The 26,252-nt window shown below is 43.4% G+C and carries 25 protein-coding genes; 4 read left to right on the plus strand and 21 right to left on the minus strand.

Annotation, left to right across the window (positions count from 1 at the left end; genetic code table 11):
- Nucleotides 1-3 precede the first annotated feature (3 nt).
- The 16 genes from C5Z26_RS03305 to pdhA form a co-directional block, all read right to left on the minus strand.
- Complete coding sequence (locus C5Z26_RS03305; RefSeq protein ID WP_105450118.1) at nucleotides 4-489, minus strand: ComE operon protein 2; 486 nt, start codon at nucleotides 487-489, stop codon at nucleotides 4-6.
- A 53-nt stretch (nucleotides 490-542) separates the two neighbouring features.
- Complete coding sequence (locus C5Z26_RS03310) at nucleotides 543-1,292, minus strand: helix-hairpin-helix domain-containing protein (RefSeq protein WP_234005720.1); 750 nt, start codon at nucleotides 1,290-1,292, stop codon at nucleotides 543-545.
- An 87-nt stretch (nucleotides 1,293-1,379) separates the two neighbouring features.
- Nucleotides 1,380-2,423, minus strand: a complete 1,044-nt coding sequence (locus tag C5Z26_RS03315; RefSeq protein WP_105448603.1) for a SepM family pheromone-processing serine protease — start codon at nucleotides 2,421-2,423, stop codon at nucleotides 1,380-1,382.
- The gene (gene coaD, locus C5Z26_RS03320; protein WP_105448604.1) at nucleotides 2,423-2,908 is read right to left on the minus strand and encodes a pantetheine-phosphate adenylyltransferase; all 486 of its coding nucleotides are present in this window, start codon (nucleotides 2,906-2,908) and stop codon (nucleotides 2,423-2,425) included. The genes C5Z26_RS03315 and coaD overlap by 1 nt, the downstream gene beginning before the upstream one ends.
- Nucleotides 2,909-2,911: 3 nt before the next feature.
- Nucleotides 2,912-3,475, minus strand: coding sequence for a 16S rRNA (guanine(966)-N(2))-methyltransferase RsmD (gene rsmD, locus C5Z26_RS03325; protein WP_105448605.1), 564 nt, complete (start codon nucleotides 3,473-3,475; stop codon nucleotides 2,912-2,914).
- Between the two features lie 15 nt (nucleotides 3,476-3,490).
- Entirely contained in the window at nucleotides 3,491-3,790 is a 300-nt protein-coding gene (locus tag C5Z26_RS03330) for a YlbG family protein (RefSeq protein ID WP_105448606.1), read from the minus strand.
- Between the two features lie 148 nt (nucleotides 3,791-3,938).
- Entirely contained in the window at nucleotides 3,939-7,370 is a 3,432-nt protein-coding gene (locus C5Z26_RS03335) for a pyruvate carboxylase (RefSeq protein ID WP_105448607.1), read from the minus strand.
- 27 nt (nucleotides 7,371-7,397) lie between these two features.
- On the minus strand, nucleotides 7,398-8,564 hold the full coding sequence (locus C5Z26_RS03340; protein WP_105448608.1) for an FtsW/RodA/SpoVE family cell cycle protein: 1,167 nt from the start codon (nucleotides 8,562-8,564) through the stop codon (nucleotides 7,398-7,400).
- Nucleotides 8,565-8,768: 204 nt separating this feature from the next.
- Complete coding sequence (typA, locus tag C5Z26_RS03345) at nucleotides 8,769-10,607, minus strand: translational GTPase TypA (RefSeq protein WP_105448609.1); 1,839 nt, start codon at nucleotides 10,605-10,607, stop codon at nucleotides 8,769-8,771.
- 190 nt (nucleotides 10,608-10,797) lie between these two features.
- The gene (locus C5Z26_RS03350; RefSeq protein WP_105448610.1) at nucleotides 10,798-11,574 is read right to left on the minus strand and encodes an inositol monophosphatase family protein; all 777 of its coding nucleotides are present in this window, start codon (nucleotides 11,572-11,574) and stop codon (nucleotides 10,798-10,800) included.
- 11 nt (nucleotides 11,575-11,585) lie between these two features.
- Nucleotides 11,586-11,873: a UPF0223 family protein gene (locus tag C5Z26_RS03355; RefSeq protein WP_105448611.1), complete on the minus strand. Its 288-nt coding sequence runs from the start codon at nucleotides 11,871-11,873 to the stop codon at nucleotides 11,586-11,588.
- Nucleotides 11,863-12,795, minus strand: a complete 933-nt coding sequence (locus C5Z26_RS03360) for a lactate dehydrogenase (protein WP_105448612.1) — start codon at nucleotides 12,793-12,795, stop codon at nucleotides 11,863-11,865. The genes C5Z26_RS03355 and C5Z26_RS03360 overlap by 11 nt, the downstream gene beginning before the upstream one ends.
- A 203-nt stretch (nucleotides 12,796-12,998) precedes the next feature.
- The gene (gene lpdA, locus C5Z26_RS03365; RefSeq protein WP_105448613.1) at nucleotides 12,999-14,411 is read right to left on the minus strand and encodes a dihydrolipoyl dehydrogenase; all 1,413 of its coding nucleotides are present in this window, start codon (nucleotides 14,409-14,411) and stop codon (nucleotides 12,999-13,001) included.
- Between the two features lie 7 nt (nucleotides 14,412-14,418).
- Nucleotides 14,419-15,723, minus strand: coding sequence for a 2-oxo acid dehydrogenase subunit E2 (locus C5Z26_RS03370; protein ID WP_105448614.1), 1,305 nt, complete (start codon nucleotides 15,721-15,723; stop codon nucleotides 14,419-14,421).
- 56 nt (nucleotides 15,724-15,779) lie between these two features.
- Nucleotides 15,780-16,757, minus strand: coding sequence for an alpha-ketoacid dehydrogenase subunit beta (locus tag C5Z26_RS03375; RefSeq protein ID WP_105448615.1), 978 nt, complete (start codon nucleotides 16,755-16,757; stop codon nucleotides 15,780-15,782).
- A 1-nt stretch (nucleotide 16,758) separates the two neighbouring features.
- A complete protein-coding gene (gene pdhA, locus C5Z26_RS03380; protein ID WP_105448616.1) occupies nucleotides 16,759-17,871 on the minus strand; it encodes a pyruvate dehydrogenase (acetyl-transferring) E1 component subunit alpha in 1,113 nt (370 codons plus the stop codon).
- Nucleotides 17,872-18,176: 305 nt separating this feature from the next.
- On the opposite strand from pdhA, the gene def reads away from it, so the two are divergent.
- The gene (gene def, locus C5Z26_RS03385; RefSeq protein ID WP_105448617.1) at nucleotides 18,177-18,737 is read left to right on the plus strand and encodes a peptide deformylase; all 561 of its coding nucleotides are present in this window, start codon (nucleotides 18,177-18,179) and stop codon (nucleotides 18,735-18,737) included.
- A 60-nt stretch (nucleotides 18,738-18,797) separates the two neighbouring features.
- On the opposite strand, the gene C5Z26_RS03390 is transcribed toward def, so the two are convergent.
- Nucleotides 18,798-19,340 (minus strand): hypothetical protein, encoded by a 543-nt coding sequence (locus tag C5Z26_RS03390; RefSeq protein WP_234005721.1) that lies wholly within the window; start codon nucleotides 19,338-19,340, stop codon nucleotides 18,798-18,800.
- A gap of 276 nt (nucleotides 19,341-19,616) precedes the next feature.
- Here C5Z26_RS03390 and C5Z26_RS03395 point away from each other — a divergent pair, with 276 nt between their 5' ends.
- From C5Z26_RS03395 to C5Z26_RS03405, 3 genes are all read left to right on the plus strand, one after another.
- Complete coding sequence (locus tag C5Z26_RS03395) at nucleotides 19,617-19,835, plus strand: DNA-directed RNA polymerase subunit epsilon (protein WP_105448618.1); 219 nt, start codon at nucleotides 19,617-19,619, stop codon at nucleotides 19,833-19,835.
- Nucleotides 19,832-21,508 carry a ribonuclease J1 gene (gene rnjA / locus C5Z26_RS03400; RefSeq protein WP_105448619.1) on the plus strand — a complete coding sequence of 559 codons (1,677 nt, stop codon included), beginning with the start codon at nucleotides 19,832-19,834 and terminating at the stop codon, nucleotides 21,506-21,508. The genes C5Z26_RS03395 and rnjA overlap by 4 nt, the downstream gene beginning before the upstream one ends.
- Nucleotides 21,509-21,590: 82 nt before the next feature.
- Entirely contained in the window at nucleotides 21,591-22,547 is a 957-nt protein-coding gene (locus C5Z26_RS03405) for a diacylglycerol/lipid kinase family protein (protein ID WP_105448620.1), read from the plus strand.
- Between the two features lie 52 nt (nucleotides 22,548-22,599).
- Here C5Z26_RS03405 and C5Z26_RS03410 read toward each other — a convergent pair whose 3' ends face one another.
- The 4 genes from C5Z26_RS03410 to C5Z26_RS03425 all read right to left on the minus strand — a co-directional run bounded on the left by C5Z26_RS03410 (nucleotide 22,600) and on the right by C5Z26_RS03425 (nucleotide 25,957).
- Nucleotides 22,600-22,803 carry a hypothetical protein gene (locus C5Z26_RS03410; RefSeq protein WP_105448621.1) on the minus strand — a complete coding sequence of 68 codons (204 nt, stop codon included), beginning with the start codon at nucleotides 22,801-22,803 and terminating at the stop codon, nucleotides 22,600-22,602.
- A 176-nt stretch (nucleotides 22,804-22,979) separates the two neighbouring features.
- Nucleotides 22,980-24,503, minus strand: coding sequence for a C40 family peptidase (locus C5Z26_RS03415; RefSeq protein ID WP_105448622.1), 1,524 nt, complete (start codon nucleotides 24,501-24,503; stop codon nucleotides 22,980-22,982).
- Nucleotides 24,504-24,933: 430 nt separating this feature from the next.
- A complete protein-coding gene (locus tag C5Z26_RS03420) occupies nucleotides 24,934-25,464 on the minus strand; it encodes an MFS transporter (protein WP_105448623.1) in 531 nt (176 codons plus the stop codon).
- Entirely contained in the window at nucleotides 25,421-25,957 is a 537-nt protein-coding gene (locus C5Z26_RS03425; RefSeq protein ID WP_105448624.1) for an MFS transporter, read from the minus strand. Before C5Z26_RS03425 ends, C5Z26_RS03420 begins: the two co-directional genes overlap by 44 nt.
- Nucleotides 25,958-26,252: the final 295 nt, after the last annotated feature.

The raw sequence follows: 26,252 nt of genomic DNA on the forward strand, positions 1-26,252 counted from the left end.
CAACTAGCTATTTTTTAATAGAATTTGATCTAAGCTTAATTTATCTAAATCAGCTTGGTTAAATTCAACTTGTTGTAATTCGACTTGCTTACGTTCAATTAATGACATCGCATAAGCATCATTATGATAATTTCGTAAATAATGGATCTTTTTAATTCCCGCTTGCAATAACATTTTCGTACATTGTAAGCAAGGAAAATCCGTGACGTAAATTTCAGCACCATCCGTGGCAGCACCGAACTTAGCACACTGTAAAATAGCATTCATTTCGGCATGAATCGTCCGCATGCAATGCCCATCCACTAAGTAACAGCCTTCATCAATACAATGAACATCACCTGAAACTGAGCCATTATAGCCACCGGCAATAATCCGTTTATCTCGCACAATCGTTGCACCAACTGATAACCGTTCACAGGTACTGCGCGTTGATAACAGTACCGCCTGCATCATAAAATATTGATCCCATGGAATTCGTTGATCTTGCATTAATTTTTCCTCACTTTCAATGACCGTAGTATACCAAATGGCAGCCAATCCGCCTAGACCGTGAGTTGATCACGGAATTTTGCTAACGTTTTATCGCCAATCCCACTAACTTGCTTCAAATCATCAACACTTTTAAACCCACCATGTGTGTCACGATAGGCAATGATTCTTTCGGCTTTCTTTTGACCGACCCCCGCTAACTGTTGTAACGCACTGACATCCGCCGTATTTAAATTAATCGTCCCTGCACTCGTACTAGCGGTGCTCTGACTAGGCATCGTCGTTGTCGCGTGGCTGTCACTACTACCATTAGCTGCTGAACCAGCACCAGGTCCTGCCGGTTGTTTAGCCGTGGGCGGCACTGATTCACCTTTTACTGGTACATAGACAACTTGTTGATCGGTAACCTTAGCAGCTAGATTGAGCTGCGTCTGATCGGCTTGCGGTTGTAACCCTTTCGCTAAGGCAATCACGTCCGCAATCCGCGTCGTGGCCTGGACCTGATAAAGTCCTGGTTGGTTGACCGCACCTTTAACGTCAACATACAGAGGGCCCGCCGAACTAGCCGTGGCGTTAGCTGGTGGTGTGGCACTGCTACTGCTAACCAAAGCAGGTGAACGGCTATGCTGACTGGCAACTGGTTGTGATTGACTGCTTAGCGCATCGTCAGCTACCGGTGCCGGCATTCTCGGGGAACGTAAACTCATCATCAATCCGATACTAATCAACCCTAAGCTCAAACCGCCTAGGGCAATGGCACCCCAACGATGGGCTTTCAGCCATGCAAAAATTTCTAATCCCATAATAACCTCCCTTATAGTCATCAACTACGTGGAAGATTAGCTTTTCGTTTTAACTTCGCAAAAAAAGGACCGGTTCCCACCGAATCCCTAATATCGTGCTAAATAATTAACGGCTTGCTTAAATGACGTTACCGGTACGACCCGTAATTTAGGGGCATATCGTTTAGCCGTTGCCTTTGCAACCTGATAATTGGTTTGATGACCATCTTCTAATGCTAAGACGGCCTTGGTCGGCTTCACATAAGGCGCTAAAAAAATCGTCGCACCTGCTTTTTTAGCCGCAATGATTTTTTTATCAATGCCACCAATTTCACCGACTGACCCATCCGCACCAATCGTTCCAGTCCCAGCAATCTTACGACCACGCCGTAAGTTCTGATTGGTTAGTTGTTGATAGATTTGGAGACTGAACATTAATCCTGCTGACGGACCACCAATTTCACCTGGATTAACCTTAACTGGAATTTTAGTCGTTACTTTAACATTATCGGTCAACGCAATCCCAATACCGGCCTGCTTAGTACTTAATTTAATTAAAGGAGCGGTAAAATGTTTAGTATGCCCATTATGCCGATACGTAATAGTCACCGACTGACCAACCCCCTGGTTCGCAATATAAGTCTGATAACCTTGGGCATTCGTAAAGTGGCGGCCATCGACTTTGGTAATCGTATCGCCTACTTTGACCGCGCGTTTAAATTTGGAATTTGCTTGAACTTCCAAAACATAAATACCACGATAAGTTTTATGAGCCGTTTGCTTAGCCGCCTGATAAGCCGTTGCAATCGCTTCATTAATTGCACTTTGCATGTAAAAAGTCTGGACTTTGTCATAGGTGGCGTCATCCTCGCCCCCACTAATTTCAGCCGCACTAACCACGGCATAATGTGGGTTCAATTGCGCATATAACCAAGTAATCGGCCGTGCCTTTGCCAAGGTGACCGAAGTCAACATAAATTTACCGGCCCGCTTGTCTGGATGACCCTTGACCGTGACTAATGATTTCAAGTTATTAGCACTCCCGGGGCCTTCAATATAATCTGGTAAAGGCACTAAAAAAAGCCCTAAAACGACGATTACTGCTAGGATACCTAGCCAGTAACGCCGGATAAATTGACGGACATTTTTCATTAGCCCTGCCCCTGTAACCGTTGTTGTAACTTAATTGCGACAGCGGTCGGCACATAGGTCGAAATATCCGTACCCATTTTAGCGATTTCTTTAATTAAACTTGACGAAAAATAGGCATACGGTGGACGGGCAACTAAACAAACCGTCTCAATCGTGGCATTCAAGGATTGATTCATCCAAGCAATGTCTCGTTCATACCCAAAATCCTGTTCATTACGTAAGCCACGAACTAAGACCGTAGCCTGTTCTGCAGCCATAAAATCAACCGTCAAGCCAGTCGCTGCCTTAACTTTAACATTGGGTAAATCCTGCACTTCAGCCGCAATCATGGCAACTTTTTCAGCAGGCGTAAATAGGGCTTGCTTACTGGTATTGACCATCACCGCTACGATTAATTGATCAAACAATCGACTTGCCCGTTGAATTAAATCTAAATGGCCGCGCGTAATCGGATCAAAACTACCAGGAAAAACCGCAATTGTCATGAACTAGGCCTCCACTTCTACTTTTTGATAAATTGTAATGACTGTAATCCCATAAGTTTGCCGCCGAACCAGCTCAAAACCAGGAATTAGCGTTGGTAAATCAGCCGTCGTGTCCGTTTCACAAACAATCCGACAGCCTGAATTTAATAATCCTAGCGACTCAATCGTTTGAATCGTCTTCACGATTTGTTGTTTGGCATAGGGCGGATCTAAAAAAACCATATCAAAACGTTGCTGCTGTGTCGCTAGATGAGCAATTAACCGCTGCGCATCGCCCTTAATAATCTCAAACCGTTCAGGGGCCTTGGTCACTGCGACGTTATCTTTAATCGTCTTAATTGCTTGATACTGTCGATCAATTAAAACAGCCGCAGCCATCCCGCGCGACACCGCTTCAATACTCAAACCGCCACTACCAGCAAACAAATCTAATGCCCGGCCGCCATCAAAGTATGGGCCAATCATATTAAAAACAGCTTCTTTAACTTTATCCGTGGTCGGTCGGGTCTGCATGCCCGGTACTGCCTTTAAGCGGCGACCACCAAAATCTCCTGCTACAATCCGCATATACTTTCACCAACTTTAATCATCATCATCTTCAGGTGCTACACCAGTTTGAGGTTTAAAGAACCCTTGATCAACCCGTTCACCAAAGTTCATATCGATATCTGGTCGGTAAGACGGTTCGACCCGCCGAACAAAATTGAGTTTTCTTAAACGAGCGGTTGCTGGTTGTACTTGGCTTTCATCTAAATAAATTACAACATAATGGCCGCGGCGCGATTGATATTGAATATTGCCAAAACGTTTCAATTGACGCACCTGTTTCATTGAATGCAAATACACAATCAATGAGCGACGTGGTTTTACGGTAAATTCCATCGAACGGTCACCTCTTTTAACTTTCTATCTTTTTAAATGTTAGGCTAGATTAGCAGTTTCGTCAACTAAGAGTATGGCGATAACTTAAGTTTCATTTCATCGACCACTAAAAAAGCCTGAGAAGCGCTCTTCTCAGACTTAATTTAGGTTATTTAGGTAACACTTCTAATAACAAATCATCTGTTTGAATGACATCGCCAGCTTGAACATAGACATGTTCAATCACGCCGGCCTCCGGTGCTTGAATTGTCGTTTCCATCTTCATGGCTTCCGTTACGAGCAACGGTTCACCCTTCTTAACTGTTTGGCCTTTTTTAACCAACAGCTTTAAGACTGAGCCACTCATCGTTGCCCCAATTTCATTTTCATTCGTTGGTTCAGCTTTGCGTGTGCTTGCAGCCGTTTGATGCACGGCGTTATCTTTAATCGTGATTTCTTGGCTTTGACCATTGACACTAAAGTACAAGGTCCGCATGCCATCAACATCGGGGTCACTTAATTGATTTAATTTCAAAATCATTACTTTCCCTTTAGCTAACGTCACGTTGACAGTTTCACCTAGCCGCATCCCTTGGAAGAAGGTGGGCGTATCTAATAGTGAGACGTGCCCATATTGTTTGTGTTGCGCCTGATAGTCTAGAAAGACTTTCGGATATAAGAGATAGCTCAAAACTTCTTGTTTCGACGGTGTATGCCCGATTAGTTTTGCTAAGGCCATCTTAGTTGCGTCAAAATCAGCCGGTTTCGCTAAACTACCCGGTCGCACAGTCAATGCCGGATGACCCTTCAAAATAATTTTTTGTAATTTCTCTGGGAACCCACCAACCGGTTGACCAAGATTACCAGCGAAGAAATTAATAACAGACTCAGGGAAATCTAACTTCTCCCCGTGATCGTAAATATCAGCCGTCGTCAACTGATTTTCCACCATGAATAACGCCATATCGCCGACCACTTTTGAACTCGGCGTCACCTTAATGATATCGCCAAATAAGTCATTGACCGTGGCATACATTTGTTTAACTTCTTCCCAACGATCGCCTAACCCTAAGGCCTTGGCTTGTTGTTGCAAGTTAGAATATTGGCCACCTGGCATTTGTGTTTGATAGATATCAGTTTGTGGTCCGGTCATCCCATTAGAGAAGTCCTGATAATAAGGGCGAATACCTTGCCAGTAACGGTTAATCGCTTCAACTTGGTTAATATCGACTTGCGGTTGCCGGTCATTGTGCGCCAAAGCATAGTAAAGTGAACTCATCGAAGGTTGACTAGTCGTCCCAGACAAGGCACTGGCAGCCACATCGACCACGTCGACGCCAGCATCGACGGCCCGCGCATAGGTAAAGATACCGTTACCAGTCGTATCATGCGTATGCAAGTGCACTGGGATATCCAAAGCATCCTTTAAAGTAGCGACCAATTCATAGGCGGCCTCTGGCTTCAAAACGCCAGCCATATCTTTAATCGCAATCATATCTGCACCAACTGATTGCAAATCTAGTGCTAATTGCCGATAGTAAGCTAATGAGTATTTCTGTTGATGAGGGTCCATGATATCGCCCGTATAACAGATTGTCGCTTCAGCGATTTTTCCGGTTTCCTTAACTGCCAAAATACTTTTTTCCATTTGCGGTAGCCAGTTTAAACTGTCAAAAATCCGGAAAACATCAATCCCACTATGTGCCGCTTCTAGAATGAATTCCCGAATAACATTATCAGGATAATTCTGATAACCGACGGCATTACTCCCACGGAATAGCATCTGGAGTAACGTCCGTGGCATCGCTTGCCGTAACTTTTTCAATCGATCCCATGGGTTTTCATTTAAGAATCTAAAGGCAACGTCAAAGGTCGCACCGCCCCACATTTCATAAGAGAAAAGTTGTGGTAATGCCTTTTGTGACGCCGCAGCAACGGCTAACATATCTTTAGTTCGCATCCGGGTTGCAAATAAGCTCTGATGGGCATCTCGCATAGTCGTATCCGTCAATAAAACATCCTTTTGACCCAACAACCAGTCCTGTAAGCCAGCAACGCCCTGCGCATCTAAAACATCTTTAGCCGTCACAATCTTTTTAGACAGTGGGGCAAAATTGTCTTGAAACTCAACGTCTGGATAGTATTTTTTAGCATGTTGTGCCACATCAGCAAACCCATTAACGGTCACATTGCCAATATACTTCAACATTTTATCTTCTTGTTGCGTGCCCTCAGGAAATTTAAAGAGTTCTGGCGTCATATCAATAAAGCGGGTATTGGCCTGACCAGCTTGGAATGTCGGGTGATCAATCACATTTAACATAAATGGAATATTGGTCTTAACCCCGCGAATATCGAATTCAACTAACACCCGCCGCATTTTATGCACGGCCGCCTTAAAATTACGGGCGACAACACAGGCCTTGACCAATAAGGAGTCAAAGTATGGCGTCACAATTGCACCTGAATACGTATTACCAGCATCTAAACGGACCCCGTTCCCACCAGGAGAACGGTACGTTTCGATCCGGCCGGTATCTGGCATAAAGTCATTGGCCGGGTCTTCGGTGGTCACCCGACATTGAATGGCAACCCCCGTATACGTTAACTCAGATTGCTGTGGTAAATGCAAATCTTTAAATAAATCGCCACCTTGGGCAATTTTTAGTTGGGCGTGAACAATATCAATTTCGGTAATCATTTCCGTCACGGTATGTTCAACTTGAACTCGAGGGTTAACTTCCATGAAGTAGAATTGATCCCCTTCAACTAAAAATTCAACCGTCGCAGCATTCAAATAATGGACGTGTTGCATTAACCGCACGGCTGCTTCACAAATGCGTTGGCGTAATGCCACTGGCAATGAAACGGCTGGTGCAAATTCAATCACCTTTTGGTTCCGCCGTTGCACTGAACAATCCCGTTCAAATAAATGTAACATGTTGCCATGGGCATCCCCTAAAATCTGCACTTCGATGTGCTTCGGATGCGCAATAAATTTTTCTAAGTAAATTTCATCATCGCCAAAAGATTGCATGGCTTCAGAACGTGCTCGGTCAAAAGCTTCTTGTAACTCTGAAGCCGCCCGGACAATGCGCATGCCACGACCGCCACCACCCATGGCCGCTTTGATCATAATGGGGAAACCATATTTTTGAGTGAATTGAAGCGCTTCGTTCAAGCTGGTCACCGGGTGCGTGGTACTTGGAATTGATGCGACGCCAGCTTCCTGAGCAACTTTTTTAGCGGTAATCTTATCACCAAACATCTCTAAATGTTCGGGTTTAGGCCCCACAAAAGTTAGCCCTTCTTCAGCACAACGACGTGCAAAAGTGGCATTTTCTGACAAGAAACCATACCCAGGATGAATCGCATCCACTTGATTTTCTTTGGCAATTCGAATAATGTCTTCGATATCCAAATAAGCCGCAATTGGGGCTTGACCTTCACCAACCAAGTACGCTTCATCCGCTTTAAACCGGTGTACCGAAAATTCGTCTTCTTTAGCATAAATCGCAACGGTTTGTAGGCCTAATTCATGACAAGCCCGAATGACCCGCGTCGCAATTTCACCACGATTAGCAATCAATACTTTTTTCATCAGAATTCTCCTCATTTCCAGATTAAATCAATCCGCCTCGCGAACGGCATTTGCTCGCGCCATCTTTTCTAACGCACTAATATTGAGCACTAGTCCAAGTGACAGTGTCAATACCATCATACTAGAACCACCATAACTCATGAACGGGAATGTGACCCCAGTAATCGGAATAATCCCCACAATCCCACCAACATTGATAAAGGCTTGAATAGTCAAATAAGCAGCTACGCCATAACATACGAGGGTATTAAACGTTGTCGTCGCTTGCACGCCAATATAAATGATCCGTCCCACAATGACAAGCAATAAGCCCATGACAATTAATACCCCAATCAAGCCAAGTTCTTCAGCTGTAATCGACATGATAAAATCGGTATTAGGTTCTGGTAAGTAGCCGCGCTTTTGCAGGCTATTCCCGATACCGACCCCCGTTAAACCACCATTTGAAATGGCATAATACGAATTAACCAGTTGCGTCCCTGCGCCTGAAGCGGTGGTAAATGGATTCAAGAACCCTAAAAACCGTCGGAGTTGGTAAGAGTTAGATAACGTACTCTTCGGCAAATGGCTCATTAATGGCACTAAAACCCATTCAAAACCCACGACTACCGTCGCAAACGTCCCTATCCCAACGAGATAAGACATCCCAGTGGCAAATAAAATGACGGCCGCAATGGCCAAGTTAATCGTCGCCCCACCAATATCTGGTTGAATGACAATTAAAAAAATCATCATAGCTAACATCAAAATCTGCGCACCTAAATCACGAAACTTAGCAACCCCCAGCCGTGCTTCACGTTGGGCAATAATAGCTGATAAGTACACAATTAAGTAAAACTTACAAAACTCAGCCGGTTGAATCCCAATCGGTCCCAGCGTAATCCAGCCAGCGGCCCCATTGATCGTATGACCAACTAACCGTAAGATGACCAAGATTCCTAGCATAACAAATCCAAATATCCCCCATAAATTAGTGCGCTTAAAATAAGTGATTTTTAGATTCATACTAAGCATCGTAATCATTAAGCCACCAATGACCCAGATTAACTGTTTTATCAAATAGCCGGTTGGCGACGAGCCATTGCTAGCAGCAACGTATGAACTTGACGAATAAACCATGATAATCCCAATCCCACATAGGATAATATACGGGATGAAAATGACATAGTCCAAGTAGTGCAACTTCTTCAACATGACCTTTAATCCCACCTTAAAACGTTTAAATTCATGGCACGTTCGTCAATAATAATCATAAAAATTAACTTGCAATAATTATAGCATAGTCGCAATTACCACAACCCGTGAAATTATTAAAACCGCGTAGTTTTTATTTTTCTTTATAAAAAAAGATGGCACAACCCTTACAGGTCGTACCATCTTGAGACATCGACTGTTAATTTACTTACCAGTCTTACGTTTTTTAGCTTCTTTTTCACGCATATTCGTGTTCAAAATTTGTTTCCGTAAACGAACATGGTCTGGCGTAATTTCACAGTATTCATCACTGTTCAAGAATTCCAAAGCTTCTTCAAGCGTCAAATGAGTTGGCGTCTTGATGCTGGCAGTTTGGTCCTTATTTGATGAACGCACATTGGTCATGTTTTTACCCTTCGTGATATTAACTGAAATATCATTTTCACGACTATTTTGACCAACAATCATTCCTTCATAGACGTCCGTACCGGGATCAACAAAGATCGTCCCACGTTCTTCAACACCCATGGTTGCATAAGTCGTCGTCTTACCTAAGTTAATTGAAACTAAGGCACCGTTCCGACGACCAGGGTTCCAGTTCGTAATTACTGGCATGTATTTTGCAAACGTATGGTTCATAATCCCATAACCACGAGTTAATGATAGGAATTCAGTTGAATAACCAATCAACCCACGTGATGGGGCTAAGAATGTCAAACGTGTCTGGTTGTTACCAGTGCTTTCCATGTTCTTCATTTCAGCTTTACGTTGTGATAACGTATCGATAATCGTCCCGGTATATTCATCAGGCGTATCAATCTGAACTGATTCGAATGGTTCGCTACGTTTGCCATCAATCTCACGATAGATAACTTCTGGACGAGAAGCTTGTAATTCATAACCTTCACGCCGTAACGTTTCAATTAAGATTGACAAATGCAATTCACCACGACCAGAGACAACCCAAGCACCGGGTTCATCAGTGTCTTCAACCCGTAAAGAAACATCAGTTTCCAATTCAGACTTCAAACGAAGTTCCAATTGACGAGCAGTGACGAATTTACCTTCTTTACCAGCAAATGGTGAGTTGTTGGTCCGGAAAGTCATCTGTAAAGTTGGTTCGTCAATCCGTAAGATTGGTAAAGCTTCAGGGTTGTCAGAAGCAGCGACGGTTTCACCGACGTTAATATCTTCCATCCCAGAAACGGCAACTAAGTCACCAGCTTTAGCTTCGTTGATTTCAAGCCGTTGGAGGCCAAAGAAACCAAAGAGCTTCGTCACACGGAAGTTCTTCTTAGAACCATCAAGCTTCATGACTGAGACACTGTCACCAACCTTGATTGCGCCACGGAAAACCCGCCCAATCCCAACTCGACCAACGTAGTCATTATAATCAAGTAAAGCAACTTGGAATTGTAATGATTCGTCTGAATTATCAATTGGTGCTGGAATCGTCTTGATGATGGTTTCAAAGATTGGCTTCATCGTATGTTCTTGCTTTGCAGGATCTGATTCGTAACTTGAAGTCCCGTTTAAAGCTGAAACGTAAACGACTGGGAAGTCTAATTGTGATTCGTCGGCGCCTAATTCAATAAATAGGTCCAGAACTTCATCAACAACTTCTTCAGGACGTGCACCAGGACGGTCAATCTTATTAATCACAACGATTGGTGTCAAATGTTGTTCAAGGGCTTTTTTAAGCACAAAACGCGTTTGTGGCATCGTCCCTTCAAACGCATCAACAACAAGTAGTACCCCATCAACCATTCGCATGATTCGTTCAACTTCACCACCGAAATCGGCATGTCCAGGGGTATCCAAAATGTTAATTTGTTTGTCGCCGTAACGTACGGCCGTGTTCTTTGAAAGGATCGTGATACCGCGTTCCTTTTCAATGGCATTAGTGTCCATCGCCCGATCGTCAATCTGGACATGTTCATCTAAGGTATCCGATTGTTTAAGCATTTCGTTAACCAAAGTTGTCTTACCGTGGTCAACGTGGGCAATAATGGCAATGTTGCGGATATCATCTCTAAATTTCAAAATTGATCTTCCTTTCATCCTTCAAAATTCATACTATCCAATTGATAGCTGAAATCTTACATATATTAATACAAACTGGCGCTACTATCAAGTTAATGATGCGCACTGACTAACTCGTAACGACGCTTTCATCTGGTTTTCATCGTTTGGCATAAAAAAAGCTGTGACGGATGGGTCACAGTCACACCGTTTACTTGACAATTGCCAAAATAGCACGTTGCGCACTTTTAGTCGCTATTAGTACAGCACCAGATGATAACATATTTACAGGCGTGCCGTCAACTTGGGTCACGCTCAAACCGAGGGTCTCAGCGAGAACCCGACCAGCCGCAAAGTCCCACGGTCGTAGATATGACAGGTAGCCGACCAGCTCCCCAGCTAAAACTTGACTGATTTGAATACCGGCACTGCCAATGATGCGTGGACCTAAGCTAGTCGCCGCAATCGTCTGCATCTGATAGCGGTTATGAATCAGTAACGGCGCACTTGCACCAAATAATCCCGCTGACAACGCTAAATCCAGCGGTGCTGCAAGTGCAGTGCCATTTAAGGTTACCCCAATCGCTGGCCCACCGGCATACAATTTAGCTGCCATCACATCATAGATATAGCCCAGTGTGGGTTGACCATCAATATACAAACCAGCCATGATGGCAAAATGATTACGTTGATGCACAAAATTCATGGTGCCGTCAATGGGATCTACAATCCAAACATGCCCCGCTAACGTGGTCACATGGTCACCAGACCCTTCCTCGCCCAAAATTTGGGCACCGGGATCTAGTTGCTGTAACGCTTGCACTAAAAAATGCTCGTTGCTACGATCAACGTTGGTCACTAAATCTTTACGACTCGTTTTTTCCATGACCGTCATGGCAGTCCCCATCTTAACTAATACCTGTGAGCGTGCTTGCTGCATCACCTTTTGGACGGCCTGATTAAGTTGCTGTAAGGCTGCTACTTCCATTATAGAATCACCTAGATTCGATACTTAAAACGGCGGGTATTCGTTGCTTGAGCCGCTTGCATCGTCCGATAAATGTTTAACCCAGCGACCGCTTCAAATTCCCGGGATAATTGTTTTTCTTCCGACTTAGCAGGTACCACCGTTTTAAACGCTTGATACGCGGCTAATAGTTCCGCCGTGACAACGGTAGCTTCATTTGCCGCCTCAATTTGTCGATAAAAAGTCGTCACTGTAATAATTTCAGCGGTCGACCACATTTCATTCAATGGATATTGATAATTTTCATGTCTAGCCGTCATTTTGTTCAAACTCCCCTGCTTCAACCCGATCCAAGTCACGCCGGATTTGGCTCGCAATTTCAGCATATTCTTTTTGTTCCTCATCCGACAATACCATGTCAGCCAAGCGTTTAATGCCATTGGCACTCACCAGCACTGGTGACGCGAGCCCGACCAATTGTTCAGCGCTATCGCTTTGAACATTAGTTACAGTCCCAATAAATGGGGCTTGGTCATAAAATGCCCGTAAGACTTGCGTTAATGCTAACACATTCAACGTTTGATTGGTAACAACAGCCGCATTATCAATCTGATCCAACGCCGTGCCCATCACTTCCGCACTAAAGTTCGTATCCTGATTAGCCACATAGGTTAGAACTGGCGCAGCGCCAATGTATGAGCGACTCCACGCAATCAATGGGGCCTGGGCCGTACCGACAACAAATGCATGCACATCATGTTGACCCACGTTTAATTGATCACGTAATAATTGTTCTAACAATCGGCTCTGCGACAAGGTCCCTAATCCCAGTACGCGTTGATGATCTACACCGCTAAAACGGGCCGCCAGCACACTTAGCACCGCATCATTACTGCCAGCTAAAACTAACTTACCGTTAAACCCACCCGCCATCGCGAGATTAACAAACGTCCGAAATAACGGTAATGTTTGTTGTAAGTCAGCCTCAGGCCCGCTGTCGGTTGCTAACGGCGCCAAATTGCCGATAATTAAGCTATCGGCTTGCGAATAATCGGGTTTTGCTTGTGCCAATAACGAAAATTTCCGACAAGCCAGACTGGCCATAATCAAAGCTTGATACCGCGATGCGTCATCCGCATCGGTGGCAACGATTAAATTTACTGGTAAATCTTTAGCAATTGCAATTAATATGAGTTGTTGTACAAATTCGAATAATCCACGAATAATAACTGTATTGTTCATGAAATCCCTCCCAACCTTCGCTAACAATTGTACCTAAGCTGTCAATGAATTCAAGTAAATGTTAACGAAATGCTTACCCTTTTGTTATCTTAGCCAGTACCATTATCGACTAACCCCGCCAATTTTCACTAAAAAACAAAAGTTTGAGCCCACCCACGTGGCCTCAAACTTCGCTTACACAACTTTAATTTAATTCAGTCGCTTTAAATATGCGTTGGGTAACCCATCGCAACATCAGCGGCTTCTTGAACCACTTCACCCAAAGTTGGATGTGGATGAATCGTCAAAGCTAAGTCTTCTGCATTCATCCCACCATTAACGGCGACACTCAATTCAGAAATCAAATCACTAGCGCCAGGGCCAGCAATTTGGGCGCCCACAATCGTGCCTTCATCCTTAGTTGTCACTAAGCGGAAGAACCCTTCTGTGGTGTTCAACGAAATGGCCCGGCCGTTTCCAGCAAATGGGAATTTCGAAGTTGTCACACTCAAACCAGCTTTTTCAGCTTCGGCCTTAGTCATACCGACCGTTGCAAGTTCTGGGTCGGTGAAGCAAACCGCTGGCACGGAAACATAGTCGTTTGCCGTCTTTTTATCACTGATAGCACCTGCGGCAACCTTACCTTCAGCGAACGCTTTATGCGCTAAAGCTGGACCAGCAACGATATCACCAATTGCATAAATATCTTTAGCGGTTGTTTGGCCTTGTTCATCAACAGTAATCAAACCACGATCCGTTAATTTAACATCGGTATATTCTAAGCCCATGTCATCCGTATTCGGCCGCCGACCAACAGTAACCATTACATAGTCAGCGCGAACCGTTTGGGCCTTGCCATCAACTTCATAAGTGACGGTCACACCTGAGTCATCCTGTTCCGAATTTTTAGCCATGGCATTAGTCACAACATCAACGCCTTTAGCTTTAAAGCTATTCAAAACTAGCTTAACCATGTCTTTTTCAAAGTTAGGTAAGATTTGAGGCGTTCCTTCCAGAATCGTCACGTGAGCGCCTAAGTTTGCATAGGCCCCTGCTAATTCTGAACCGATGTAACCGCCACCAATTACAACTAACTCTTTAGGCACTACTGGCAAGTTCAAGCCACCGGTTGAATCCACGACACGACCATTAAACTTAAAGCCTGGGATTTCAACTGGGCGTGACCCCGTCGCAATGATTAAATGTTTGAATTTGTACGTTTGACCCGTATGATCACCATTCATAACTCGCAAAGTATGGTTATCATGCATGTAGGCTTCCCCACGGACAATTTCAACCTTATGCTTTTTGAGTAACATTGCCACCCCGCCAGTTAGCCGGTCGACTACTTGATGGTCTTTCCAATCCTGAGTCGTTTTGAAATCCAAAACAGGCGCTTGAATATTCTTAATACCAAAGATTTGACTATCTTTAACCTCTTGCAGCCGATGACCAGCGCTAATTAACGCTTTTGATGGAATACAACCCACGTTCAAACAAACCCCACCGATATATTCTTTTTCGATTACGGTGACTTTTTGACCGAGTTCAGCGGCCCGAATTGCGGCGACATAGCCCCCAGGGCCGGCACCGATGATCATTGTATCGCGTTCTTCAGCAAAATCTCCTACAACCATTCTGACCTCATCCTTCCATCAAAAGTAATTCTGGATCATGCAACAATTGTTTCAATAAGTTCATGGCTTTTTGCGCCGTTGCACCATCAATTAGTCGATGGTCAAAACTTAAGGACAATTTTTGCATCTTACCAACGACAATTTCGCCATCATCGTTGACATAGGGTTCTTTACCAATCCGTCCAACCCCAAGAATTGCAACTTCTGGCTGGTTAATAACTGGGGTAAACCAACCACCACCGATTGACCCAATGTTACTGATGGTAATTGAAGCCCCACTCATTTCTTGTGACTTTAGCTTGCCGTCGTAGGCTTTTTGCGTATTGTCAGTAATTTCCTTGGCAATGGCAAATAACCCTTTACCTTCAGCATGCTTAATATTTGGTACTAGCAATCCACGATCGGTATCCGTCGCTACGCCAATATTGTAATAGTGCTTGTAAACAATTTCTTTATTCGCATCATCAATTGACGCATTGAATTCTGGGAACTGTTGCAAGACTGCCACTAAAGCTTTGACAATGTATGGCAAGAACGTTAAATGAATATCGCGATCTGCGGCTAAGGTCTTGTACTTCTTCCGATGAGCCATTAATTCGCTAACCTCAACTTCATCAAACAAAGTCACATGTGGCGCAGTATGCTTACTGTTGACCATGGCCTTAGAGATTGCCTTCCGAATTGGGGTCATCTTTTCACGGGTTTCTAATTCGGGGGTGTCAGACACATAAGGTTTCACTGGTTCTGGCGCCGCCGTTGGTGCGGGTGCTGCTTGCGCTGCAGCTGGCGTTGGTGCGCCGGTTGCGGCGAGGGCACCGGTATAATTATCAATATCTTGTTTGGTAATTTGACCATGGGCCCCACTGGCAGTCACAGCGGTAATTTCAACCCCTTTATCACGGGCATATTGCCGGACAGATGGCATTGCCAAAATCCGTCGATTAGGATCAGCAGGAACAACTGGCGCCGTAGCTGGAGCAGCTTTCGCTGGTTCAGTCGCCGCTGGTGTTGGTGCGGGTGTGGTAGCGGTTGCATTTCCAGCCGGTGCTGCAGCTGGTTCAGCATTAGTCCCAGAACCATCATCAATTTCAACAATTACGTCACCGATTTTAGCGGTTTCACCTTCAGGGATTAAAATTTTGACAATCGTCCCATTAACTGGTGATGGTAATTCTTCAACAGATTTATCATTTTGAATTTCAACTAGAGAATCGTCTTCCTTGACTTGATCGCCAGGTTTAACGAGCCATGATGCAATTTCGCCTTCCTCAAGTCCTTCACCAAGCTCTGGTAGTTTAAACTCGTAAGCCATTGGATAACTTCCTTTCATAACAACCGTCACGGTTGCTTATCACGACCGTAAAATAATTAATAGTTTAAAATTTCACGGGTTTTTGCTTCAATGTCGTCTTCAGCTGGTAGCCAGTCATCTTCGGCTAATCCAAATGGATAAACCGTATCAGGTGCGTAAACACGGCCAACAGGAGCACTTAAATAAAGCGCACCCTTTTCAGCAATCAATGAGGCCACATTAGCCGCAATCCCAGCTTGCCGTTGTGCTTCTTGAATCGCAACAGCCCGCCCGGTTTTCTCAACAGACTTCAAGATGGTGGTTTCGTCTAATGGAGATAAGGTTCTCAAATCGACCACTTCAACCGAAATACCTTCTTTTTCAAGTTTCTCAGCAACTTTGAGTGACTGATTTACTTGGGCACTGTAAGCAATTAGCGAAATATCAGTACCTTCTCGAACCACGTTGGCTTTATCCAACGGTACCGTATAGGCTTCGTCTGGAATATCCGCCTTCATCGAACGATATAGTTTCAAGTTTTCAAGGAAGAAAACTGGATCATTATTACGAATTGAGGCAATTAATAAGCCTTTAGCATCGTAGGGATTAGATGGTGTCACTACTCGGAGACCTGGAATTTGTGCTAAATAACCTTCTAAGGAATCAGCATGCATTTCAGGGGTATGAGTCCCACCACCATAAGGTGACCGAATCGTAATTGGCATATGACGCGTGCCACCGGTCCGGAAACGTTCACGTGACATTTGACCGGCAATTGAATCCAACGTTTCAAAGATGAAACCTAAGAATTGAATTTCTGGAATTGGACGGAATCCTTCTAGGGCTAATCCGATTGAAAGACCACCGATTCCGGATTCAGCTAAAGGAGTATCGAAAACTCGGTCTTCACCAAATTCAGCTTGGAGGCCATCGGTTGCTCGGAAAACCCCGCCGTTTTTACCAACATCTTCACCAAAAAGTAAGGTTTTTTCGTCAGACCCTAACTCTAATCGAAGTGCATCAGTAATCGCTTGAATATACGTTTTCTTTGACATGTTACTTCGACTCCTTTGCTTGATATTCCGTAATTTGTTGTTGAATGTTTTGTGGTTGTTCTTCAAAAACATTTTCCAAGAATTCGGTCATTTTTTGCTTAGGTGCATCATCCGCTTGTTTAACAGCGGCTTTAATATCAGTTTTAACTTGTTCAACATAGTCGTTTTCCAAATCTTCTGACCAAACGCCTTGGTCCGTTAAGTATTTGCGATAACGAATTAACGGATCATTGTCAAACCATGGTTGTTCTTCTTCATGCGTCCGATAACGTTTCGGATCATCACCGGCATTTGTATGTGGGCCAAAGCGATAAGTTAAGGTTTCAATCATGACTGGACCATTGCCAGCTGCCGCATATTCGCGGGCAGCCTTAGTCACTTCATGGACAGCTAAGAAGTCCATCCCATCAACTTGAACACTTGGGATCCCAGCAGCAACTGCTTTTTGTGCCAACGTTCGCGCAGCCGTTTGCTTCCGTCGTGGAACTGAAATGGCGTAACCATTGTTTTGCACAATGAAGACAGCTGGGGCTTGGAATGCGCCTGCAAAGTTCATCCCTTCATAGAAGTCCCCTTGCGACGTCCCACCATCACCGGTGTAAGTATACGCAACTTTATCTTCGGTGCCGTTCTTTTTAATCCCTAAAGCGACCCCCGCAGCTTGAATATATTGCGCCCCAATAATAATTTGTGGTGGCATCGCATGCAATTCAGCTGGATATTCATTACCTAAGACATGTCCTCTTGACCAGAGGAACGCCTTATATACAGGTAACCCATGTTGAATCAATTGTGGAATATCTCGGTAAGCCGGCATTAATACGTCCGTCGACTTCATGGCCGAGTTAGTCCCCATCTCACTGGCTTCTTGGCCTTCAGTTGGGGCATAAAAGCCTAACCGACCTTGCCGAGTTAACGCATTGGAACGTTGGTGTAAAGTCCGTTCCCAAATCATTAGTTTTAAGAAATCAACTAATTCATCATTTGAATATTTAGCAATAATTTCTGGTTTAATCACTTTAGCTTGTCCATCCATCACTTGGACTGGCTTAAAGTCTTTTCCAAGTGCATCCCGGATCGCGCTAAAATCGACAATTGGTTTTTCGTTGTCCATAAATGACACATCCCTTTCATGAACGTATGAGCCTTGAATTGGTTCGCTTAGCTCATAATCGTTTTCATAATTACAAGTCTAATTTACCATTGGTTTTCAATTTTTGCAAGCCCTTTCAAAACGCTAAATAACGCCTTTTTAGCCGTTTTAGATTGTGAATTGTTTCATTAGGCTCAATCCAATGATTTCAGCTTTTTTTCGAGAAACATTCTACTTTTTCATTTTTAGTTATGCTAAACTTATTTGGAAGTGTGAATTGTGAGTAGCAGTTCCTACCATAGAATAGTTTTTGGAGGTAATTTGGGTTGATTAAAATGAAAGATATCATTCGTGAAGGTAATGATACGCTACGGGTAGAGGCCCAACCGGTCAAATTTCCACTAAGTACAACTGACCAGAAGTTGGCCACTGATATGATGGCTTACTTAGAAAATAGTCAAGATCCAGAATTGGCTAAAAAATATGGGTTACGCGCTGGCGTTGGGCTAGCCGCACCTCAAGTCGACGTTTCTGAACAAATGGCCGCCGTCCTAGTTCCTGGGGAAAATGATGGTGATGAACCCGTCTTTAAAGATGTCATCATTAATCCCGTAATTATTAGTCACTCCGTTCAACCAGGCGCTTTGACAGAGGGCGAAGGTTGCCTTTCTGTTGATCGCGATGTCTCCGGTTACGTTGTTCGGCATGATCGCATCACCCTACGGTACTATAATATGGCCGGCGAACAAAAAAAGCTGCGCCTAAAGAATTATCCTGCGATTGTTTGCCAACACGAAATTGATCATTTGCATGGTATTTTATTTTATGATCACATTGATACTAAGAACCCCTTTGGTGCCGATGACGATCTCGTCTTAATCTCATAAAAATAGCAAAAAAGCGCTCAGGACTGCGATTTTAATCGCACCTGAGCGCTTTTCTTGTCTTCACAACTCATCAGGCTTGTCGGCTTGAGATTTGCCCGCTGTCTTAGTCGTGACGGCCTCATGATTTAACCGCCGTAAGTCTTCTAAATATTCTAAAGTCGCTTCATTCATTAAATAAGCAATATCAAGGTGCAATTGACCAGCTCGTAACCAAGTATCGGTCACTCGTAAAGCAGGTTCGCCGGCCTGAAAGGTGGCAAGCTGTTCATCACGAGCATAAGCCTGCAGATGATTATTCAAGATTCGTCGAATTTCTGGTAAATCAGCTTGGACCATGCCTGGTGCGGTTAAGACATATTCAAAGGCCATTACACCACGCCCCCAAACATCAGCAACCGGTGCCGAATGGACCGCCCCACTAACAGTTTGTGCCGCCGTAACACTATTTAGCTGTTGCAAGACCGTCGTCATCGCTGCATCCGCCGTTCGTTGACCTTGCAAACGAATTTTAAAAGCAGCGCGTTTTAAAACCCGCCGTCGTAACACTTCATAGATTACGATTGCTAAAATCAGACCAATTAAGAGTGTTAGCCATTTGCCCATCACGATTTCCTCACAATTCGATTGTTTATTTATTCACAATTTCAATAATAAACCCTTTTTTTAGTTATTATTAGCATAGCATGTTTGCAAAAAAAAAAGACATTCCCAGCATCGTTTTTGAGGAAAATTAACATTGTATACACCTATCCAAAATTATGCTAAAATGTAAGTTAATTGTTGTGTTTACACAACCTAGTGTGCGGATCAAACTTTTATTTTTGCTACTATTTAGAATCTTTAATTCTAAATAAATATTTTTTATAAGGAGTTTTGTTAATGATTTACAAAATTTATTACCAAGAAAACCAAAAACGGAATCCTCAACGCGAAACCACGCAATCACTTTATCTGGAAGCGGATACTGAAGTTGCAGCTCGTGTTTTGGTCGAAGACAACACAACGTACAATATTGAGTTTATCGAACCGTTAGAAGGTAACTTCTTGGATTACGAACAAGAAAATCCAGAGTATCAACTAACGGAGTTTAATAAATGAAACGCTTAAACGTCAAAAATAACGAAACCGCCGTCTTTGCAATCGGTGGTTTGGGTGAAATTGGGAAAAACACTTATGGTGTCCAATTTCAAGATGAGATTATTCTAATCGATGCCGGCATCAAGTTCCCTGAAGATGAATTACTGGGAATTGATTACGTCATTCCAGATTATTCTTATCTAGTTGCAAACCAGCAAAAAATAAAAGCATTGGTGATTACGCACGGACATGAAGATCACATTGGTGGGATTCCATTCCTACTCCAACAGATTAACGTGCCAGTTTACGCTGGGCCCCTCGCCTTAGCCCTGATCAAGGGTAAGTTAGAGGAACACGGCTTATTAAAAACCACGGAACTCCATGAAATCAATGAAGACACTGTCTTGAAATTTCGTAAAACCCGAGTTTCGTTCTTTAGAACAACCCATTCGATTCCAGATACTTTAGGAATTGCGGTTCAAACACCACCTGGTACCATTGTCGAAACTGGGGACTACAAGTTCGACCTGACACCAATTACGAACCAGCCACCGAACTTGCAACGGATGGCACACTTAGGTGAACGTGGCGTTTTGGCATTACTATCTGATAGTACCAATGCTGAGCGCCCCATCTTTACTAAGTCCGAACGATGGGTTGCACAATCTATTCGCAAAATCTTCGATCAAATCGAAGGGCGGATTATCTTTGCCACCTTCGCCTCGAATATTTCGCGGATTCAGGAAGCTGCCCAAGTTGCGCTCGAGCATCACCGTAAAATCGCTGTTTTCGGTCGTAGTATGGAAGCTGCCATTGTTAATGGTCGTGAACTGGGCTACCTCGATATTCCAGACGATGCGATGGTCGATGCCAACGATATTAAGTCCCTACCGGCTAACAAAGTGATGATTTTATGTACCGGCTCTCAAGGTGAACCCATGGCGGCCTTATCGCGCATTGCGAACGGAACCCACCGCCAGATTTCAGTTCAACCTGGTGACACGGTCATCTTCTCGAGTTCGCCAATTCCTGGCAACACCTTAAGTGTGAACCACGTTATCAACGAGCTTGAAGAAGCCGGCGCCCATGTTATCCACGGGAAGGTCAACAACATTCATACTTCCGGCCATGGTGGTCAGGAAGAACAAAAATTAATGTTGCGCCTCATGAAACCGAAATTCTTTATGCCAATTCATGGTGAATACCGGATGCTTAAGATTCACACTGAATTAGCGGAACAATGTGGCGTCCCATTAGATCACAGTTTCATCCTAGAAAATGGGGATGTTTTGGCACTCACTAAGGATTCTGCGCGTGTTGCCGGCCACTTTGGTGCGGGTGATGTTTACGTGGATGGTTCTGGGATTGGTGATATCGGTAACGTTGTGTTGCGCGATCGTCAAGTCCTTTCTGAAGAAGGTCTCGTGGTCGTAGTGGCAACGATTGATCTGAACAAGAAAGAAATCCAGGCCGGACCAGATATCTTATCTCGTGGCTTTGTCTATATGCGTGAATCTGGTGACTTGATTAATGAAGCCAGACGACACGTTTTCCGGACGATTCGTCGTAAGATGAAGAGTGATAAAGTCAGTGAAGCGACGATCCGAAATGCCATCATTGATGACCTTCAAAGCTTCTTATTTGAGAAGACGGAACGTCACCCAATGATTTTACCGATGTTAATTATGAATTAGCCCCTTTGCCGGAACGCACCTGTTCCGGCTTTTTGTGGTGTAAGGGTCAGTTTTAACTGATCGATCTTTGTGAGGTGTAAATTTGATTGCTGAATACAACATTATTATTAACGAACTAGCTGGCTCTGGTCATGGTAAAACCGTTTGGAAAACTGTTAAACCAATCTTGGAACAACGTCAAATCCGTTTCGAGTATCATGTGTCTGAATATGCTGGACACACCACCCTGCTAGCCACCCAATTTGCGAAAAATTTGCATCGGCAGCCAAATGTCACGCCCATTCTATTGGTGATTGGCGGCGATGGTTCGTTAAATGAAGCACTGAATGGCCTCATGCAGGTTCCATTAGCAGAACCTATCCCAATTGCCTACCTCCCTGGTGGTTCCGGTAATGACTTTGCTCGCGGACTCGGGATGGCAACTGATCCAGAAATCGCACTTGCTCAAATTCTAAACAATTTACGTCCCCGACCTTTAAACATCGGTGTCTACCATGAAACGTTAAAAAATGACCACCGGTACTTTGTTAATAATGTCGGGTTAGGCTTTGATGCCCAAATCGTTGACGACACTAATCGCAGTAAACAAAAAGGCCGCTTAGGACGTTGGTCCTACTTGAGTAACGCCCTCAAAGCTTACTCCCAACAGGTCGGTTATCCATTGACTGTTCATGTTGGCCGACAACGTGACACTTATCGGCATGCTTTTTTATGTACGGTCTCTAATCACCCGTACTTTGGTGGCGGCGTTAAGATTCTGCCCCACGCAAATATCCACGATGAACAACTAGAGTTAATTGTTGTAGAGGAACCACATTGGTGGATTATCCTATGGCTGTTTGCCCTCTTATTAATGGGTGGCCGGCATCTTAACTCACGCTTTGTCCATCATTACCGTAGCGCAAAATTACATCTACTAGTTAATTCCGTTGAAATCGGTCAAATGGATGGTCAAATTATCGGTAATCGAAATTACGATTTATATTTATCAACCCAAACCTATCCTTTTTGGATTGACACCAGCATTCATGATCATTAATAAAAAAGTCGAACTTACGAAAGGAAATTTTTCGTAAGTTCGACTTTTTTGATTAATCTTCAGAAGCGTTAATTGCTTCCAGAAGCATATTAAGCTGTTCACATTTTTTTGAAAGATGACTAACCCGCTCATTCAAATGCGGGTAAATCGTGACCACTCGAGAACGATCACGTTGCCGATCAGCTAATCCTTTCAAATGATCCAATTCCGTATTAGCCTCTTGGTATTCTTCCAGAATTTCAAATCTGTTACTCACCTTAAACACTCCCTTAAAACCATCATTCTTAATTTTTTAATTTAAAAACAGCAGATTTAATATACCACAACGCCGCTAAATAATAAATCAAAATTTTTGAAAAAATAACTAACGCAAAAACAGCCAAGCTAGCCCACTGATCGTAGGAAGCTGGCTGTTAGTTTTAACGTTAATTATTAGTTCACCGTACCGGCAAAACTTGGGGCAAAATAAGTGCTGATTGTTTGAACTTGAACATTTTCACCTTCGGTTGGTGCGGCAACATATTGGTTGTTACCAATATAAATCGCGTCATGCCAAGTCGAACCCCGACTACCCCAGAATAAGATATCGCCTGGTTTAGCATCTGCAACTGAATGCGTTGTCACATAACCTTCTTGTGAGACAGTGTTATGTGGCAAACTAATCCCAGCAGCATGCTGGAAGACGTAAGAAACTAAGCCAGAACAATCCATCCCGGATAAGCTTGCGCCACCCCAAACATAAGGAATATTTGCATCAGCTAACTTCAAAGCAAGACTAGTCACTGAACCAGTCGTCAAATCAGACGTGCTAGCAGTGGCAGTACTGCTACTGCTAGTCGTCACTGCTTGTGAGCTTGAACTAGCCTGTGAAGCGGTTGATGTGGCCGCTGAACTGCTGCTTTGCGTCGTGGTTGTCGTGGCTGCAGTTGAACTGCTTTGACTTGCAGCTGAGCTACTTTGCGTTGCTACTGAACTGCTAGCACTTGCCGTACTGGTACTTTGACTAGCTGAGCTACTACTTTGGCTCGCAGGAGTCGTGCTGCTTTGACTGGCCGTACTACTACTTTGGCTCGCAACAGAACTACTTTGTGATGCTGATGAACTACTTTGACTCGCTGTACTGCTGCTTTGACTTGCGGCAGAGCTACTGCTTTGACTAGCGGTGGTACTACTACTGCTAGTCGCCACTGTATTCAAGACAACTGACTCAGCAACAGCGGACGTTGAACTGGCAGACGTTGCTGCTGATGAACTAACCTGACTGCTGCTAGTTTCAGAGCTAGCACTGGTCGCATCGGTTGTTGACGAACTGAGGCTAGCACTTACAGAACCCTGAACTTCTGTATCGCTTGTAGCGCTACTACTGGTTGATGCAGCTGAACTTGCACTAACCTGACTTGTTGAGCTAGCGCTAGTCGCTGCAGTACTACTACTATTATTGTCAGTCGTAGTCTTCGTTGCTGATGAAGACGCTGCAACTGACGTCTTATTCGCCGTCGTTGCGTTAGCACTGGTCTTAGCCACTGAGCGAGTTGATTGCTGGGTGCTTGTTCCAGAAACCTTCAATGTTTGACCAGTGACAATAAGATCACTAGACAATCCATTTAACTTTTGTAACTTTTGAACTGTCGTTTGATACGCGTCAGCTAAATCCCACAGCGTATCGCCAGCTTTAACGGTATATGTACCTTTTGCTGATGATGTCTGACCTGATTTACCACTAACTTGTAATTTTTGACCAACATAAATTAAACTCGTGTTTCCGTTAAGTGCTTGTTGATTTAACTTTTCAATACTCTTAACCGACACCCCATGTTGCTGAGCGAGGCCCCAGACCGTATCGTTTTGCTTAACGGTGACTGAAGCCGCATTGGCAGCTTGTCCTGTGGCAAGCAATAAACCAACGGCACCAACCGTACTGGCTAGAACCTTGCCCGTTGTATGTGCTTGTGACATTAACTTCACTCCTTTGGAAAATTAAAATTTCCTAAATCAGAATTAAAATACCGGTGCGCCGCAATTAGACTTTAAGAAAAACTTAACACCTTTTACAAATCATAACTTTATTGTAGCACATTTTAGAAAAATACAAACTACAATCACTTACTTTTTTATAAAACAGTCCGTTTAATTTTGTCAACTAATTGCTAGTGCCAGATTAATACAATTAGCCGGTAAACCAATGTTTGAAACCACTATCATTTTTCTAACAGTTTGATAACCCAACGGTTTTAATGACGCCTGAAACCAAATTCAAGCTGGTCAACTTTGAGTCTCAACTGCTCGCACAAAAAAAGACCTTTTAGCAGGCCTTATTCTGACCAGTTACTCATTTAAATCGTTAGTTTTGACATTTTTTCAAGACCAATATTGTGCTTTAACCATTTCAGTTAGTTCGCTTTTGAGTAACTAGGAAAGCACTATATAACAACAAGGTCACGCTGGCTACCACAATCCCAAATAAAATGAATGAGTTCTCAACACCAAACACCGAAAATAACGCCGACGTTAACATGGTCTCGAAAAACATTAATCCCGCAGTCAATGTATTCACACTTGAAATGAGCGACGTGCGTATTTTGTCATTAGCTAAGTCTTGTACAACCGCATTTAATGAAGTATCGACAAATTCAAAACTAAATTGGATCAAGAGAAACCCCAGTACGATTACCGCGGCCGTATTACTCTTTAAACTAACAAACATCGCAATTGTGACAGACAAAAATAAAAAGATAGCACGTCTGTTGCCAATTTTTGCTGAGATTTTTTCAATCGACACTGACGCTACAGCAGAAAAAGCTAGCGCAATCGTCAAAATAATCGCCGTTTGAAATGCTGAAAAATGTTTGGCAGAGAATAAAAGTTGCGCAAAGTTAAGCAACACTGAAATCGCACTTTGAAAAACTGAAATTGTCATGACCAAGTATCTGACATGCCTTTTTTTTTAACATTTTAAGCAGTTCAATAGCCAAGTTTTTCAATGACATGGGCAGTTCATCATCGCTAAGCTTCTCTTCATGGGTTTGTTTTTTTAAGAGGACTAACAATATTATGGCAACTAGTTGCGTCAGAATACCTGCAATAAAAATAGCATCCCATGAAATAGTTGTTAAGGCCCCGCCTATCAAAGAACTTATCGTGAGTCCAATAATCATAATTGCTTCAAAGATACCTATCTTATGCTGATAGCTTTGCTCTGGATTGATCTGATAAATCAACGTTTGATCACTACCAGAAATAAGCGACAAGCCAATACCATAGGCTAAAAATCCAACGATTAAACTAAAATAGTTAACCGCAAAGAGCATCGTTAATAAATAAATGATGATTAAAACATGGCCAAAGTTCATCGTCCTTCTAGGCCCAAGTCGATCTGTTAAAACTCCAGATGGCAATTCAAAAATGAACATGGCTAAGGTTAATAGCGTTTACAAGAACCCAATTTGTAAAGTCGTAAATCCCTGATGGTGTAAATAGTTGATCCAAATAGAACGCTCAAAAAACAACGCCCCCCAAAACGCATAAACATATAATCTATTTCTTTTTACGATCGTCATGACTTAATCTCCCTAACGTGCATTTACTGGTGTTGCTGTTTTTTCTAATTGCTTTACTTTTTCGCCCAAGATAAAGTTAGCAGCTACTATCATGAAAGTGGTATCCCAATTATGACAAAGTAAAAAGGCAACAGATCAAGCTAAAATC

It is taken from the genome of Lactobacillus sp. CBA3606 (assembly GCF_002970935.1).
Classification (GTDB): Bacteria; Bacillota; Bacilli; order Lactobacillales; family Lactobacillaceae; genus Lactiplantibacillus.

What these genes read in the sequence shown, in the direction of transcription:
- C5Z26_RS03305 (WP_105450118.1), bottom strand. Translation starts at nt 489, where the DNA reads ATGCAAGATCAACGAATTCCATGGGATCAATATTTTATGATGCAGGCG.
- C5Z26_RS03310 (WP_234005720.1), bottom strand. Translation starts at nt 1,292, where the DNA reads ATGGGATTAGAAATTTTTGCATGGCTGAAAGCCCATCGTTGGGGTGCC.
- C5Z26_RS03315 (WP_105448603.1), bottom strand. Translation starts at nt 2,423, where the DNA reads ATGAAAAATGTCCGTCAATTTATCCGGCGTTACTGGCTAGGTATCCTA.
- coaD (WP_105448604.1), bottom strand. Translation starts at nt 2,908, where the DNA reads ATGACAATTGCGGTTTTTCCTGGTAGTTTTGATCCGATTACGCGCGGC.
- rsmD (WP_105448605.1), bottom strand. Translation starts at nt 3,475, where the DNA reads ATGCGGATTGTAGCAGGAGATTTTGGTGGTCGCCGCTTAAAGGCAGTA.
- C5Z26_RS03330 (WP_105448606.1), bottom strand. Translation starts at nt 3,790, where the DNA reads ATGGAATTTACCGTAAAACCACGTCGCTCATTGATTGTGTATTTGCAT.
- C5Z26_RS03335 (WP_105448607.1), bottom strand. Translation starts at nt 7,370, where the DNA reads ATGAAAAAAGTATTGATTGCTAATCGTGGTGAAATTGCGACGCGGGTC.
- C5Z26_RS03340 (WP_105448608.1), bottom strand. Translation starts at nt 8,564, where the DNA reads ATGTTGAAGAAGTTGCACTACTTGGACTATGTCATTTTCATCCCGTAT.
- C5Z26_RS03350 (WP_105448610.1), bottom strand. Translation starts at nt 11,574, where the DNA reads ATGGAAGTAGCAGCCTTACAGCAACTTAATCAGGCCGTCCAAAAGGTG.
- C5Z26_RS03355 (WP_105448611.1), bottom strand. Translation starts at nt 11,873, where the DNA reads ATGACGGCTAGACATGAAAATTATCAATATCCATTGAATGAAATGTGG.
- C5Z26_RS03360 (WP_105448612.1), bottom strand. Translation starts at nt 12,795, where the DNA reads ATGAACAATACAGTTATTATTCGTGGATTATTCGAATTTGTACAACAA.
- lpdA (WP_105448613.1), bottom strand. Translation starts at nt 14,411, where the DNA reads ATGGTTGTAGGAGATTTTGCTGAAGAACGCGATACAATGATCATCGGT.
- C5Z26_RS03370 (WP_105448614.1), bottom strand. Translation starts at nt 15,723, where the DNA reads ATGGCTTACGAGTTTAAACTACCAGAGCTTGGTGAAGGACTTGAGGAA.
- C5Z26_RS03375 (WP_105448615.1), bottom strand. Translation starts at nt 16,757, where the DNA reads ATGTCAAAGAAAACGTATATTCAAGCGATTACTGATGCACTTCGATTA.
- pdhA (WP_105448616.1), bottom strand. Translation starts at nt 17,871, where the DNA reads ATGGACAACGAAAAACCAATTGTCGATTTTAGCGCGATCCGGGATGCA.
- C5Z26_RS03390 (WP_234005721.1), bottom strand. Translation starts at nt 19,340, where the DNA reads ATGGGCAAATGGCTAACACTCTTAATTGGTCTGATTTTAGCAATCGTA.
- C5Z26_RS03395 (WP_105448618.1), top strand. Translation starts at nt 19,617, where the DNA reads ATGATTTACAAAATTTATTACCAAGAAAACCAAAAACGGAATCCTCAA.
- rnjA (WP_105448619.1), top strand. Translation starts at nt 19,832, where the DNA reads ATGAAACGCTTAAACGTCAAAAATAACGAAACCGCCGTCTTTGCAATC.
- C5Z26_RS03415 (WP_105448622.1), bottom strand. Translation starts at nt 24,503, where the DNA reads ATGTCACAAGCACATACAACGGGCAAGGTTCTAGCCAGTACGGTTGGT.
- C5Z26_RS03420 (WP_105448623.1), bottom strand. Translation starts at nt 25,464, where the DNA reads ATGACAATTTCAGTTTTTCAAAGTGCGATTTCAGTGTTGCTTAACTTT.
- C5Z26_RS03425 (WP_105448624.1), bottom strand. Translation starts at nt 25,957, where the DNA reads ATGTTCATTTTTGAATTGCCATCTGGAGTTTTAACAGATCGACTTGGG.